General features: G+C 73.3%; 11 protein-coding genes, 1 tRNA gene and 1 pseudogene. 10 read left to right on the top strand and 3 right to left on the bottom strand.

What is annotated here, in order from left to right; genetic code table 11:
* Positions 1–254: 254 nt before the first annotated feature.
* Together HUX53_RS13805 and HUX53_RS13800 are read left to right on the top strand one after the other, a co-directional pair.
* Positions 255–1685, top strand: coding sequence for an MFS transporter (locus tag HUX53_RS13805; protein ID WP_176403583.1), 1431 nt, complete (start codon positions 255–257; stop codon positions 1683–1685).
* A gap of 137 nt (positions 1686–1822) precedes the next feature.
* Positions 1823–3703: a propionyl-CoA synthetase gene (locus HUX53_RS13800; RefSeq protein WP_176403582.1), complete on the top strand. Its 1881-nt coding sequence runs from the start codon at positions 1823–1825 to the stop codon at positions 3701–3703.
* On the opposite strand, the gene HUX53_RS13795 is transcribed toward HUX53_RS13800, so the two are convergent.
* Entirely contained in the window at positions 3700–3975 is a 276-nt protein-coding gene (locus HUX53_RS13795) for a GlsB/YeaQ/YmgE family stress response membrane protein (RefSeq protein ID WP_176403581.1), read from the bottom strand. The genes HUX53_RS13800 and HUX53_RS13795 overlap by 4 nt on opposite strands.
* Before the next feature lie 82 nt (positions 3976–4057).
* Positions 4058–5050 carry a selenide, water dikinase SelD gene (gene selD / locus HUX53_RS13790; RefSeq protein WP_176403580.1) on the bottom strand — a complete coding sequence of 331 codons (993 nt, stop codon included), beginning with the start codon at positions 5048–5050 and terminating at the stop codon, positions 4058–4060.
* Between the two features lie 182 nt (positions 5051–5232).
* Here selD and HUX53_RS13785 point away from each other — a divergent pair, with 182 nt between their 5' ends.
* The 3 genes from HUX53_RS13785 to HUX53_RS13775 all read left to right on the top strand — a co-directional run bounded on the left by HUX53_RS13785 (position 5233) and on the right by HUX53_RS13775 (position 7405).
* Positions 5233–7041 (top strand): long-chain fatty acid--CoA ligase, encoded by a 1809-nt coding sequence (locus HUX53_RS13785; protein ID WP_176403579.1) that lies wholly within the window; start codon positions 5233–5235, stop codon positions 7039–7041.
* A 38-nt stretch (positions 7042–7079) separates the two neighbouring features.
* Positions 7080–7173 (top strand) — tRNA-Sec (locus tag HUX53_RS13780).
* A 49-nt stretch (positions 7174–7222) separates the two neighbouring features.
* Positions 7223–7405: a DUF3099 domain-containing protein gene (locus HUX53_RS13775; protein ID WP_176403578.1), complete on the top strand. Its 183-nt coding sequence runs from the start codon at positions 7223–7225 to the stop codon at positions 7403–7405.
* A gap of 21 nt (positions 7406–7426) precedes the next feature.
* On the opposite strand, the gene HUX53_RS13770 is transcribed toward HUX53_RS13775, so the two are convergent.
* A complete protein-coding gene (locus HUX53_RS13770) occupies positions 7427–7771 on the bottom strand; it encodes a DUF4333 domain-containing protein (protein WP_176403577.1) in 345 nt (114 codons plus the stop codon).
* Between the two features lie 189 nt (positions 7772–7960).
* On the opposite strand from HUX53_RS13770, the gene fdhD reads away from it, so the two are divergent.
* The 5 genes and pseudogenes from fdhD to HUX53_RS13750 form a co-directional block, all read left to right on the top strand.
* Positions 7961–8773 carry a formate dehydrogenase accessory sulfurtransferase FdhD gene (gene fdhD, locus HUX53_RS13765; RefSeq protein ID WP_176403576.1) on the top strand — a complete coding sequence of 271 codons (813 nt, stop codon included), beginning with the start codon at positions 7961–7963 and terminating at the stop codon, positions 8771–8773.
* Positions 8774–8906: 133 nt separating this feature from the next.
* Positions 8907–9836 carry a metal-dependent hydrolase gene (locus tag HUX53_RS13760; protein ID WP_176403575.1) on the top strand — a complete coding sequence of 310 codons (930 nt, stop codon included), beginning with the start codon at positions 8907–8909 and terminating at the stop codon, positions 9834–9836.
* A 142-nt stretch (positions 9837–9978) separates the two neighbouring features.
* Positions 9979–10908: an alpha/beta fold hydrolase gene (locus HUX53_RS42515; RefSeq protein WP_309237204.1), complete on the top strand. Its 930-nt coding sequence runs from the start codon at positions 9979–9981 to the stop codon at positions 10906–10908.
* A 33-nt stretch (positions 10909–10941) separates the two neighbouring features.
* Positions 10942–11721 (top strand): annotated as a pseudogene (locus HUX53_RS42510) (SDR family NAD(P)-dependent oxidoreductase); the annotation flags it as partial.
* Positions 11722–11770: 49 nt separating this feature from the next.
* A partial coding sequence (locus HUX53_RS13750; protein ID WP_176403574.1) for an NAD(P)/FAD-dependent oxidoreductase occupies positions 11771–13311 on the top strand: 1541 nt, incomplete at its 3' end.

Below are 13311 nucleotides of genomic sequence, written 5' to 3'. Positions count from 1 at the left end.
CAGATGTGTATAAGAGACAGGACCGGACCGTCGTCGCCGCCGGGCCCGGGTGAGCATGTGCGCGACGCGGCTGAGCGCCCGCTCGATCTCCACGATCCCGGTCCCGTCCGGATCCGGCGGCACGGCTGCTGACATGCCGGAAACCCTACCCCTCTACACTTACTTAACTTAAGTAAGCACAGCGCCGCGCGGCCGGGCTCCCGCCGGCCGGACGTCCCCGCTCTCCCCCCTCGATCGCACCCGCGGAGGTTCGCATGACCGGCGCCCCGGCCACGGCGCACACGGCGACCGGGCCCCCGCCCGCCGGACCGGCGCGCACCGGCCGCACCCTGCTCGCGCTCGCGGCGGCCGGGATGGTCGTCTCGGTGCAGCAGACCCTGGTGCTGCCGCTGCTGCCCCAGTTCATGCTCCGCTTCGACGCCCCGATCACCGACGTGACCTGGGTTTTCACCGCGTCGCTGCTGGCCGGCGCGGTCGCCACCCCGCTGCTGACGCGGTTCGGCGACATGTACGGCAAGAAGCGGATGATCATGCTGGCGCTGGTGCTGCTGCTGGCCGGGTCGGTGGTCTGCGCGGTGTCCGGCTCGCTGCCGGTGCTCATCGCGGGGCGGACCCTGCAGGGCGTCTCGTCCTCGATGATCCCGCTCGCCATCGGCATGATCCGGGACGCCTTCCCGCGCGAGCGGATCACCACCGCGATCGGCATCGTCAGCGCCACCATGGGCGTCGGCGGCAGCGCCGGCATGATCGTGACCGGGCTGATCGCGGCCCGCACCGACAGCCACCGCCCGGTGTTCTGGATCACCGCCGCGCTGGGCGCCGCCGCGCTGGCGCTGGTCGCGGTGTGCGCCCGCGACGCCGGCGCCCGGCCCGGCGGGCGGCCCGACCTCGCGGGCGCGGTCTTGCTCGCCGCCTGGCTGAGCTGCCTGCTGCTCGGCATCAGCGAGGGCAACGCGTGGGGCTGGACGTCGGCCGGCGTCCTCGGCCTGTTCGGCGGGGCCGCCGCGCTGTGCGCGGTGTGGACGGTCGTCCAGCTGCGGGTCCGCGCCCCGCTGGTGCGGCTGAACCTGCTGGTCGGCCCCCGGTCGCTGTCGGCGAACGTCATCTCCATGCTGCTCGGCTTCTCGATGTTCGCCGCGTTCACGCTGATCGCCGGGTTCGTGCAGGCGCCGTCCGCGCAGGTCGGGTACGGGCTGGACGGCTCGGTCCTGGACGTCGGCCTGTACATGCTGCCGAGCACCGTCACGATGCTGGTGTTCTCGTGGATGTCCGGGCGGATCGTCGCGCGGATCGGCACCGCCTACACCCTCGCGGTCGGGTCGGCGTTCGCCGGGCTGTGCTACGCGTGGCTGGCGGTGTCCAACTCGCACGTGTACGACCTGCTCGCGTTCAGCGCGATCCAGGGCATCGGGTTCGGGATCGCCTACGCGGCGCTCGGCACGCTCGCCGTCCAGCACGTCCCGATGGACCAGAGCGGCATCGCCAGCGGCATCAACTCGCTCGTCCGCACCACGGGCGGCGGCATCGCCGGGGCCGTCACCGCGTCGATCCTGGCCGGGCAGGTGATCGCCGGGACCGAGATGCCCACGCTCGCCGCCTACGAGCTGTGCTTCTGGATCGTCGCGGCGGGCGCCGCCGTGGCCGCCGTCATCGCCGTCGCGCACGCGCTGCGGCACCCCGGCTGACGGCCGCCGGCGCGCGACCGGACGGCGCGGGCCCTTGACGAACGGGCCCCGCGCCGTGCCCTATAGGGATGCGGCCCGAATCGCCGACAGGGGCCGCAGCGCAGATCGGGGCAGGGCCCCATCACCGGGAGGACGACATGGGCGCCTACGCGGCCGCGTACGAACGCAGCATCGCCGACCCGACCCGCTTCTGGGGGCTGGCGGCGCGCGACGTCCGCTGGCTCGTCCCCCCGGACCGGGTGCTGGACGACGGCGCGCCGCCGTTCTACCGCTGGTTCACCGGCGGTGAGCTGAACACGTGCGACAACGCGCTGGACCGGCACGTCGAGGAGGGCCGCGGCGACCAGCCCGCGCTGATCTACGACAGCCCCGTCACCGGGACGGTGCGCACTTACAGCTACCGGGAGCTGACCGGCCTCGTCGCGCGGTTCGCCGGGGCGCTGCGCGCGCAGGGCGTGGACCGCGGCGACCGCGTGGTCATCTACCTGCCGATGGTGCCGGAGGCGGTCATCGCGATGCTGGCGTGCGCCCGGCTCGGCGCGGTGCACTCGGTCGTGTTCGGCGGGTTCGCGGCGCGGGAGCTGGCCGTCCGCATCGACGACGCCCGGCCGAAGGCGGTCGTGTCGGCGTCCTGCGGCATCGAGGCGGGCCGGGTCGTGCCCTACAAGCCGCTGCTGGACCAGGCGCTGGAGATGGCGCGGCACAAGGTCGAGCGGTGCGTGATCCGGCAGCGCGAGCAGCTGCACGCCGACCTCGTCCGGCCGCGGGACGTGGAGTGGGACGAGGCGGTCGCCGCCGCCGAGCCCGCCGAGTGCGTGCCCGTCGCCGCCACCGACCCGCTCTACATCCTGTACACGTCGGGGACGACCGGGCGGCCGAAGGGCGTCGTCCGCGACAACGGCGGGCACGCGGTGGCGCTGCGCTGGTCGATGGAGAACGTGTTCGGCGTGGGGCCCGGCGACGTGTGGTGGGCCGCGTCCGACGTCGGCTGGGTCGTCGGGCACTCCTACATCGTGTACGCGCCGCTGCTGACCGGCTGCGCGACCGTCCTGTACGAGGGCAAGCCGGTGGGGACGCCGGACGCGGGCGCGTTCTGGCGCGTCGCCGCGCAGCACCGGGTGAAGGCGGTCTTCGCCGCGCCGACCGCGATCCGGGCGATCAAGAAGGAGGACCCGGAGGGCGCGCTGCTCGCCGGGCACGACCTGTGGGCGCTGGACACGCTGTTCCTCGCCGGGGAGCGCCTCGACCCCGACACCTACCGGTGGGCGTCGCGGATCCTGGACCGGCCGGTCATCGACCACTGGTGGCAGACCGAGACGGGCTGGCCGATCGTGGCGAACCTGCGCGGGCTGGAGCCGATGCCGGTGAAGGCGGGTTCGCCGTCGGTGCCGGTGCCCGGCTACGACGTGCGGGTCCTCGGCCCGGACGGCTCTCCCGTCCCGCCCGGCGCCGACGGCGACATCGCGATCCGGCTGCCGCTGCCGCCCGGCACGCTGCCCACCCTCTGGCAGGACGACGAGCGGTTCGTCGAGTCGTACCTGACGAAGTTCCCCGGGCACTACCTGACCGGTGACGGCGGGCACATCGACGAGGACGGCTACGTGTGGGTGATGGGCCGCACCGACGACGTCATCAACGTGGCCGGGCACCGGCTGTCCACCGGGACGATGGAGGAGGTCATCTCGTCCCATCCGGCCGTCGCCGAATGCGCGGTGATCGGCGTCCAGGACGCGCTGAAGGGGCAGGTTCCGCGCGGGCTCGTCGTGCTCAAGAGCGGCGTCCTCGCCGAGCCGGGCGAACTGGCGGCGGAACTGGTCGCGATGGTGCGCGAGCAGGTCGGGCCCGTCGCCGCGCTCAAGGAGATCACGGTCGTCGCGGGGCTGCCGAAGACCCGCTCGGGCAAGATCCTGCGGGGCGTGATGCGCGGCATCGCCGACGGGCAGGAGGTGACCGTCCCGTCCACGATCGAGGACCCGGACGTCCTGGACGGCCTGCGCCCCGTCCTGCGCCGGGACTAGGGGCGCCGCCCGGTCTGCTTCGGCCAGAACGCCGCCACCAGGCAGACGCCGGCCGCCGCGAGGACGATCTGCAGGACGGTCTCCCAGGGGCTCCAGTGGCCGTCGCCGAGGCCGAACACCTGGGCCAGGCCCGTCCCGGCGAACGCCGCGACGATGCCCGCCGCCATCAGGAGCCACACCGGCATGCCGGGCCGGCCCGGCACGAGCAGCCTCCCGAGGGCACCGATCACCGCGCCCAGGACGACGGCGGCCGCGAGCCCCCCGATGGTCATGCGCGCTCCTCACTCCCCGGTCCGGAGGACGGTGCACGAACCCCTACCCGCGTGGCGGGCGGCGACACGGCCGGACGGGGCGTCAGCGGACGACGAGCGCGTGCCGTCCCCGGGGGACGAGTTCGCCGATCACGGATGCGCCCGGGACCTCCCCGGCGACGAGCAGCCCGCCGGAGGTCTGCGCGTCGGCCAGCAGCAGCCGCTCCTCCTCGGCGATGCGGCGGAAGTCGGTGTGCGGGGACACCCACGACAGGTTGCGCCGCGTCCCGCCGGGCACGAACCCGTCCCGCACGGCGGCCCGGGCCCCGTCCAGGTAGGGGACGGCGGAGGCGTTCACCACGGCGGTGACGCCGCTCGCCCGCGCCACCTTGTACAGGTGGCCGAGCAGCCCGAAACCGGAGACGTCGGTGGCGCACATGGCGCCGCGCTCCAGGGCGGCGAGGCCCGCGTCCGCGTTGAGCCGGACCATCGTCTCCACCGCGTGCGGGAACACCTCGCCGGTGGCCTTGTGCCGGGCGTTGAGGACGCCGGTGCCGAGCGGCTTGGTCAGCGACAGCGGGACGCCGGGGCGGCCCGCGTCCAGCCGCAGCAGCCGGCCGGGGTCGGCGACGCCGGTCACCGCGAGGCCGTACTTGGGCTCGGGGTCGTCGATGCTGTGCCCGCCCGCGATCGCGCAGCCGGCGAGGGCGGCGACGTCGCGGCCGCCGCGCAGCACCTCGCGGGCCAGCTCGGCGGGCAGCGTGTCGACGGGCCAGCCGAGCAGGTTCAGCGCCATCAGCGGCTCGCCGCCGACCGCGTAGACGTCGGAGAGCGCGTTCGCGGCGGCGATGCGGCCCCAGTCGTAGGCGTCGTCGACGACGGGGGTGAAGAAGTCCGCGGTGGACACCACGGCCCGGCCGCCGCGGATCCGCAGCACGGCCGCGTCGTCGCCGTCCGGGCCGCCGACGAGCAGCGAGTCGCCGCCGCCGGTGAGGCCGGTCACGACCCGCTCCAGCACCCCGGGCGGGATCTTGCAGGCGCAGCCGCCGCCGTGGGCGTACTGCGTCAGGCGTGCGGCTGGGGCGAGGCGGGTCACCCGCACGATTTAACGCACAACTACCGCAAATGATCAAGAAACGGACAGTACGGGTGCGGTCACCGAGCAGCGAACATCCCGCCCGACCAGCACGGAAATCCGGGAAACACTTGTCCGAACGACGTTCGGCATGATGCGATTCCCCTTCGTGCAAGTCATCACTTACTTTTTCGAGGGGCGACATGGAGATTGGGGAACGGACCGTCTGCACGAGCCTGGCGGAGACCGCCGCGGAGCACGGCGGCAGGCCCGCCTACTCCGACCGGATCGACGGTGAATGGAAGACCCTGACCTGGACGGACACCCGGACACGCGCGCTGGAGACGGCCGCCGGGTTCGCCGCCCTCGGGCTGGCGCCCGGCGAGGTCGTCGCGCTGATGATGCCGAACCGCTCCGAGCACGTGCTCGCCGACCTCGGCGCCGTGCACGCGGGCGGCGTCCCGACCACGGTGTACGCGACGCTCGCGCCCGACCAGGTCGCGTTCGTCGCCGGGCACTGCGCGGCCAGGTACGCCGTCCTGGACGGCAAGGACCAGCTCGACCGGTGGCAGCCCGTCCTGGACCGGCTGCCGGAGCTGCGCAAGATCATCGTGGTGGACGCCGCCGCCTGCCCGGCCGGCGACCGCTACCTCACCTGGGACGACTTCACCGCCCTCGGCCGCGAGCGGCTCGCCGCCGACCCCGCCGAGATCGACCGCCGCTGGCAGGCCGTCGAGCCCGCGGACACCGTCACCCTGCTCTACACCTCCGGCACCACCGGCGACCCCAAGGGCGTCCTGATCACCCACTCGATGGTGCTGAACGAGGCCGCCATGGTGAAGCGCAGCTCCGTGCTGCCCGACCACCCCTCCGGCGTCTCCTACCTGCCGTTCGCGCACATCGCCGACCGCGTCCTCAGCTACTACCTGCCGATCACGCTGGCGTCCCACGTCCACTTCTGCCCGGACCCGACGCAGCTCGGCGCCATCCTGAAGGACGTGCGCCCGCACTCCTTCTTCGGCGTGCCGCGCATCTGGGAGAAGCTCATGGCCGGCATCCAGGCCGTCCTGTCCGCCGAGCCGGACGAGGCCAAGAAGCAGGCGGTCGGCTCGGCCCTCGAAGCCGGCCGCGCCTACGTCACGGCCCAGGAGTACGGCAACAGCCTCACCCCCGAGATCACCGCCGCCTTCGAGCAGGCCGACAAGACCGTCCTCACCCCGATACGCGCCCTCCTCGGCCTGGACCGCGTCGCCCAGGCCTCCAGCGCCGCCGCACCGCTGCCGCTGGACGTCGCCCGCTTCTTCTCCGGCCTCGGCCTGAAGATCTTCGACGCCTACGGGATGACGGAGACGACCGGCGCCATCACCGCCAACCTCGCCGACTCCTTCAAGCTCGGCACCGTCGGCCGCGCCTTCGACGGCGTCGAGCTCAAGCTGGCCGGCGACGGCGAGATCCTCGTCCGCGGCGCCACCTGCACCCCCGGCTACCTGAACCGCCCGGACGCGACCGCCGAGCTGATCGACGCCGACGGCTGGGTGCGCACCGGCGACGTCGGCCGCCTGGACGCCGACGGCTTCCTCACCGTCGTCGACCGCAAGAAGGAACTGATCATCACCGCGGGCGGCGAGAACATCGCGCCGTCCCTCATCGAGAACCACCTCAAGGAGCACCCGCTCATCGGCCAGGCCCTCGCCTTCGGCGACCGCCGCCCGTACGTCGTCGCCCTCATCACCCTCGACGGCGAGGTCGCCCCCGTGTGGGCCGCCGCGCACGGCATCGACACCACCGACCTCGCCGCCCTCGCCGACCACCCCCTCGTCCAGGAGGAGGTCGCGAAGGCCGTCGAGGATGCCAACGCGCGGCTCGCCCGCGTCCAGCAGGTCAAGAAGTGGCGCCTGCTCCCCGCCGAGTGGACCGCCGAGAGCGAGGAGCTGACCCCGACCCTCAAACTGAAGCGCCGCGTCGTCCACACCAAGTACTCCCCCGACATCGACGCCCTCTACGCGGGCTGACCCCGGGGGCCCTCCTTACGAGGGCTAAGATCGTTTGCGGAGGCGTGTGAGCGCCTGGTGGCCTCCCCGGCCTTCAAAGCCGACGGTCCCGAGGATCTCGGGACGGCGGGTTCGATTCCCGTACGCCTCCGCTGCGCGCCGCCCCCCGCCCGCGGGCGGGGGGACGGCGTAGCGTGGAGGTATGCGGGGGCGGAAGATCGCCTATGGCGCCATGATGGGGACGTGCCTCACGCTGTTCGTGCTGGCGTGGGCCGTCGTCCGGCACTGGTCGCACACCGCCGCGATCGCGATGTCGGTGGCGGCGCTGATCATCCCGCCGTTCGCGGCGATCGTGGCGAACTGGAACATCGACCGCCGCGACTGACGGCTACTCGGCGCCCTTCGGCTACTCGGCGCCCTTCGGCTGCGGGGGCTCCTTCATGTTGAAGCGGACCTGGTCGCCCTCGACCGCCGTGACGGTGACGATCAGCGGGTAGTCGCGGCCGTTGCCGTCCTTGACGGTGCATTCGATGGTCGCGCCGACCTCGCCCTTGAGGTCCTCCGGGCACTCGGCGGTCGCCGGGCCGATGCCGCCGTCGTCGAAGGGCGGGCCGAACTTGGCGACGATCTGCTCCTCCACCTTGGCGGCCGAGACGGTCTTGCCGATCGAGATGCTCTTGTTCACCTCGCAGGCGGTCGTGGTCAGCGCCAGCGCGCCCAGCAGGGCGGGCACGAGCAGGAACTTGCGCATCGGTGTCTTGACTCCTCGTGTCGTGTGGCGCCCCGGTCCCCTTGGGGCGCGCTTTGGCACGTTCCGATGATCGGTTCCGGCGCGACCCGGGGGCCAGGGTGCCCCGTCCCTAGGAGAAAAGGACCCGAAACAGGACGCGCTGGGCCGAACTTTTCGTTACTCATGGGTATCCGGGGTACCGTCCGGTTCATGGGGCGGATCACCGTGCGCAGGCCCGTGCTGCGGCTCAGCACGACCGGGACGCGGGGGCGCCGGCCCGACACGCTCGCGGTGGAGGAGCCGCTGGAGATCCGCGTCGCCGGCAAGCCGCTCACCATCACGATGCGCACCCCCGGGCACGACTTCGATCTCGTGGCGGGGTTCCTCGCGGCCGAGGGCGTCATCGGGGACGCGCGGGACCTCGCGACGATGCGGTACTGCGCCGACACGCACGAGCAGAACACGCTCGATGTGGTGCTCGCGCCCGATGTGCCCCCGCCGGACGACTCGATGACCCGCGCGTTCACGACGACGAGCGCGTGCGGGGTGTGCGGGAAGTCGAGCATCGAGGCGCTGCGCGCCGACCGGCCGTACGAGGTGGCCGCCGATCAGGTGCGGCTCGCGCCGGAGACGCTGGCGGCGCTGCCCGACCGGCTGCGCGAGGCGCAGCGGGTCTTCGACCGGACGGGCGGCCTCCACGCGGCCGGGCTCTTCGACGCGGACGGCGGGCTGCTCGCGCTGCGAGAGGACGTCGGACGGCACAACGCGGTCGACAAGGTGATCGGGTGGGCGCTGCGGCAGGGGCGGCTGCCGCTCACCGGAACCGTGCTCATGGTGAGCGGCCGCGCGTCGTTCGAGCTGACGCAGAAGGCGATGACGGCGGGCGTCCCGGTGCTCGCGGCGGTGTCGGCGCCGTCGTCGCTGGCGGTGGAGCTCGCCGAGGACGCCGGGATGACGCTGGTCGGTTTCCTGCGGGGCGAGACCATGAACGTCTACGCCGGTGCGGAGCGGATCGCCCTCTGACGGGCGGTACTTGTCATCACGAGCCGAAGACCAAGCGGTAACTTGTTGGTTCGGCCGCAAGAAACCACGGCCCCCTCAGTAGTTGACTGCTCCCTCAATGCAAACGCGCGCGCGGAAGTGAAGTGAGGACGGCATGACGAGGCCCCTGACAGACGGCGGAGCCGGCATCGACGAGCGCCATCCGCCGATCAAGCCTCGGCGCGTGTCCTTCGACTGGTCCACCACGCCGCTGCACTGGGTGCCGGGCGACCCCGTCGCCACGCACATCATCAACTCGTTCCACATCGTCCTGCCCGAGGGCGAGAAGTGGTTCATCCAGTGCGTGAAGGACGCCCGGCCGTACATCAAGGACGAGCGGCTCCAGGAGGAGATCCGGGGCTTCATCGGCCAGGAGATGGTGCACGCCCGCTCGCACCAGGGCGTGCTGGACCAGATCCTGGAGGCCAACGGGATCGACGTCTCCAAGATCACCGACGCGGCGGCCAAGGGCAACGCCGACCGGCCCGCGCAGATGGCGGCGCTGAAGGAGAAGAACCCGCGCGCGTGGCGCCGCCGGCTGCGGTTCGAACTGGCCGCGGTCGCCTCGATCGAGCACTACACCGCCGTCCTCGGCCAGTGGATCATGGACAACGAGCGGTTCGAGCGGGCCGGGGTGGACCCGACCATGCTGGACCTGCTGCGCTGGCACGGCGCCGAGGAGGTCGAGCACCGTTCGGTGGTGTTCGACGTCTACAAGGCCGTGGGCGGCCGCTACCCGACGCGCGTCGCGGCCTGGGTGGTGTCGCTGTTCTTCCTGTACTGGGCGCTGATTGGCGGGTCGCTGTACCTGCTCAAGCAGGACCCGACGATCAAGAAGCGGGTGACGCCGCTGCGGGTGTACCGGTCGTACCGGCGGTCCGTCCGGCAGGGGCACGTGCCGGGCATCTTCAAGCTGCTGCTCGGTGAGGCGCCCGTCTACCTGAAGCCGAACCACCACCCGTCCAAGGTGTGCTCGACCCCGCGCGCGCTGGAGTACCTGATGCAGTCGCCCGCCGCGAAGGCCGCCGGCTACGACCCGTACTAGACCCCGCCCCGAGGGCCCGTACCACCGCGCCGTACGGGCCCTCCGGCGTCCCGTGGCGCGGGTCACGCCGCGTCCCCTTGACCGCGGGACGATTCGGCGATTTATTACCAAGATGTCTAATAAAGCGGCCCGAATCCCCCTGGTGCGCAGGCGCCGGGTGCGCGGGGACGGCGTCGACCTCGCCGTCTGCGAGCAGGGCGACCCGTCGCGGCCCACGGTGCTGCTCGTCCACGGCTACCCCGACACCCACGCGGTGTGGGACGAGGTGGCCGCGCTGCTCGCCGAGCGGTTCCACGTCGTCCGGTACGACGTGCGCGGCGCGGGGGCGTCGTCCCGGCCGTTCGGGCGCAAGCGCTACACGTTCGACTACCTGATGTCCGACATGCGGGCCGTGCTGGACGCGGCGGCGCCCGACCGCAAGGTGCACCTCGTCGGGCACGACTGGGGGTCGATCCAGGGCTGGGAGGCGGCCTGCACCATGCCGGACCGCTTCGCCTCCTTCACCTCGATCTCCGGGCCGTCCCTGGACCACGTCGGGCACTGGATGCGGCGCAACCTCGCCCGCCCCACGCCGGGCAGCCTGAGGCGGGCGGCGGGGCAGGCCGCGCGGTCCTGGTACATCTACTTCTTCCAGACGCCGGTCCTGCCGGAAGCGCTGTGGCTGGGCGGGATGACCAGGCTGTTCACCCGCGCGCTGGCCGTCGGCGAGGGCGTCGAGCCGCGTCCCGGCCACCCGGCGCGGACGATGGCGCGCGACGCCGCGGCCGGGGTCGGGCTGTACCGGGCGAACATGGTGCGGCGGCTGCGCAGGCCCGCCGGCCGGCGCACGGACGTCCCGACGCAGGTCATCATCCCCACCCGGGACCTGTTCGTCTCGCCGCACCTGGTGGGCGGCCTCGGCGAGCGCGTCCCGAACCTGTCGCTGCGCCCCATCGCGGCCGGGCACTGGGTGCCCCGCAGCCACCCCGGCGTCGTCGCGCGCTGGATCACCGAGCACATCGCGGGCGCCGGCGGCGGCCCGCCCACCGCCGCAGAGGCCCGGGCGCTCGACCGGGCGCGGGTACGGCCGTAGCGGCGCCCGTTCGACGGCTCGCTCGTCGTCGTCACCGGCGCCGGCAGCGGCATCGGCCGCGCCACGGCACTGGCGTTCGCCGGGCGCGGCGCCGAGATCATCGCCGCCGACCTCGACCTGGAGACCGCGCGGCGCACCGCCGAACTCGCGGGCCGGGGCACCGCGCACGCCTTCCAGGTGGACGTGTCCGACCCCACCGCGATGGAGGACTTCGCCAAGGCCGTCCTGCACGAGCACGGGGTGCCGGACGTCGTCGTCAACAACGCGGGCATCGGCATGGCCGGGTCCTTCTTCGACCACTCCGCCGACGACTGGCGCAAGGTCCTGGACGTCAACCTGGGGGGCGTCCTCCACGGCTCACGGCTCTTCGCCGAGCAGATGGTGGAACGCGGGCACGGCGGCCACATCGTCAACACGTCGTCGGCCGCCGCGTTCACGCCGTCCCGCGCACTGCCCGCATACGCCACCAGCAAGGCGGCGGTGCTGATGCTGTCGGAATGCCTGCGCGCCGAACTGAAGGGCAAGGGCATCGGAGTCAGCGCCATCTGCCCGGGGATCATCAACACCAACATCACGCGGACGTCCCGTTTCGTGGGCCGGAACGAGGACGACGAGGCGCGCAGCCAGGAGCGGGTGGCGCGGGCCTACGCGCGGCGCGGCTACGGGCCGGAGCGCGTCGCGGAGCAGATCGTCGCGGCCGTCCGGAACGACCGTGCGGTCGTGCCGGTCACGCCGGAGGCGCGGCTGAGCTACCTGACGTCCCGCGTGGCGCCCGGTGTGCTGCGGCTCCTGGCACGCCGCGACGTGGGCTGAACAGCGCCCGCCCGGGTACCCGTAGGGTGATCTTCGGGAGGGATGCCACATGGCGGACGCCGTGGTCGTCGGCGCCGGGCACAACGGGCTCGTCGCGGCCAACGTGCTGGCCGACGCGGGCTGGGACGTGGAGGTCCTGGAGGCGCAGCCGGAGCCGGGCGGCGCCGTGCGCAGCGACCGGGGCGTGCATCCCGACTACGTGAGCGACGTCTGCAGCGCGTTCTACCCGCTCGGCGTGGCGTCCCCGGTGATGCGCGCGATGGAGCTCGAACGGCACGGGCTGCGCTGGCGGCACGCGCCGGCCGTCCTCGCTCATCCGCTGCCGGACGGCCGCTCCGCCGTCCTCGAACGCGACCGCGACGCCACCGCGACGAGCCTGGAGGCGCTCGGCGCGGGCGACGGCGAGGCATGGCTGCGGCTCTGCGCGCTCTGGGACGAGATGGGAGAGGACGTCCTGCGCGCCCTGTTCACCCCGTTCCCGCCGGTCAAGGCGGCGCTGCCGCTGGCGGTGGCGGCGCGGCGCGCGGGCGGGCTCCGCGTCGTCCGGTCGCTGCTCACGCCCGTCCGCACGCTCGGCGAGCAGGAGTTCACCGGGCCGGGCGGGCGGCTGCTGCTCGCCGGGTCGGCGCTGCACACCGACATGTTCCCCGAGTCGACGGCCGGCTCGGTGTTCGGCTGGCTGCTCGCCATGATCGGCCAGCGGTACGGCTGGCCTGTCCCGGAGGGCGGCGCGGGCGAGCTGACCGCCGCGCTCGTGCGGCGGCTGGAGTCGAAGGGCGGACGCGTCCGCTGCGGTACCCCGGTCGCGTCGGTCGTCGTCCGGGACGGGCGGGCGCTCGGCGTGCGCACCCCCGAGGGAGAGCCGGTGCGGGCGGCGAGGGCCGTGCTCGCGGACGTGGCGGCGCCCACCCTCTACGGCGGCCTGGTCGGCTGGTCCGACCTGCCCGGCTCGCTGGCCGCCGACATGCGCCGCTTCACCTGGGACCACGCCACCTTCAAGGTCGACTGGGCGCTGTCGGGCCCCATCCCCTGGTCGTCGCCGGGCGCCGGGCGGGCCGGGACCGTCCACCTCTCCCCCGGCATGGACGCCATGACCGACTACAGCGCGCACCTCGCCACCGGGCGCGTCCCGGCCGAGCCGTTCGCGCTGCTCGGCCAGATGACCACCGCCGACCCCGCCCGCTCCCCCGCCGGGACCGAGTCGGTCTGGGCCTACACGCACGTCCCGCACCGGGTGAAGGCGGACGCGGGCCCCGACGGCATCACCGGCGTCTGGGACGAACGCGAGCAGAACGCCATGGCCGACCGCGTGGAGAACGTCGTGGAGCGCCTCGCCCCCGGCTTCCGCGCCCGGATCACCGGCCGCCGCGTCATCGCGCCTCCCGCGTTCCAGGAGCACGACGCCAACCTGCTGAACGGGGCGCTCAACGGCGGCACCGCGATGATCCACCAGCAGTTCGTGTTCCGTCCCGTCCCCGGTCTCGGACGGGCCGAGACGCCGATCGCCGGGCTGTACCTGGCGTCCGCGTCCGCGCACCCCGGCGGCGGCGTCCACGGCGCCTGCGGGGCGAACGCCGCCCGCGCCGCGCT

Origin of the sequence: Actinomadura sp. BRA 177 (assembly GCF_013372625.1) — a bacterium.
In the GTDB taxonomy this organism is placed as follows: Bacteria; Actinomycetota; Actinomycetes; order Streptosporangiales; family Streptosporangiaceae; genus Spirillospora.
This window is presented reverse-complemented; position numbering and strand designations above follow the sequence as displayed.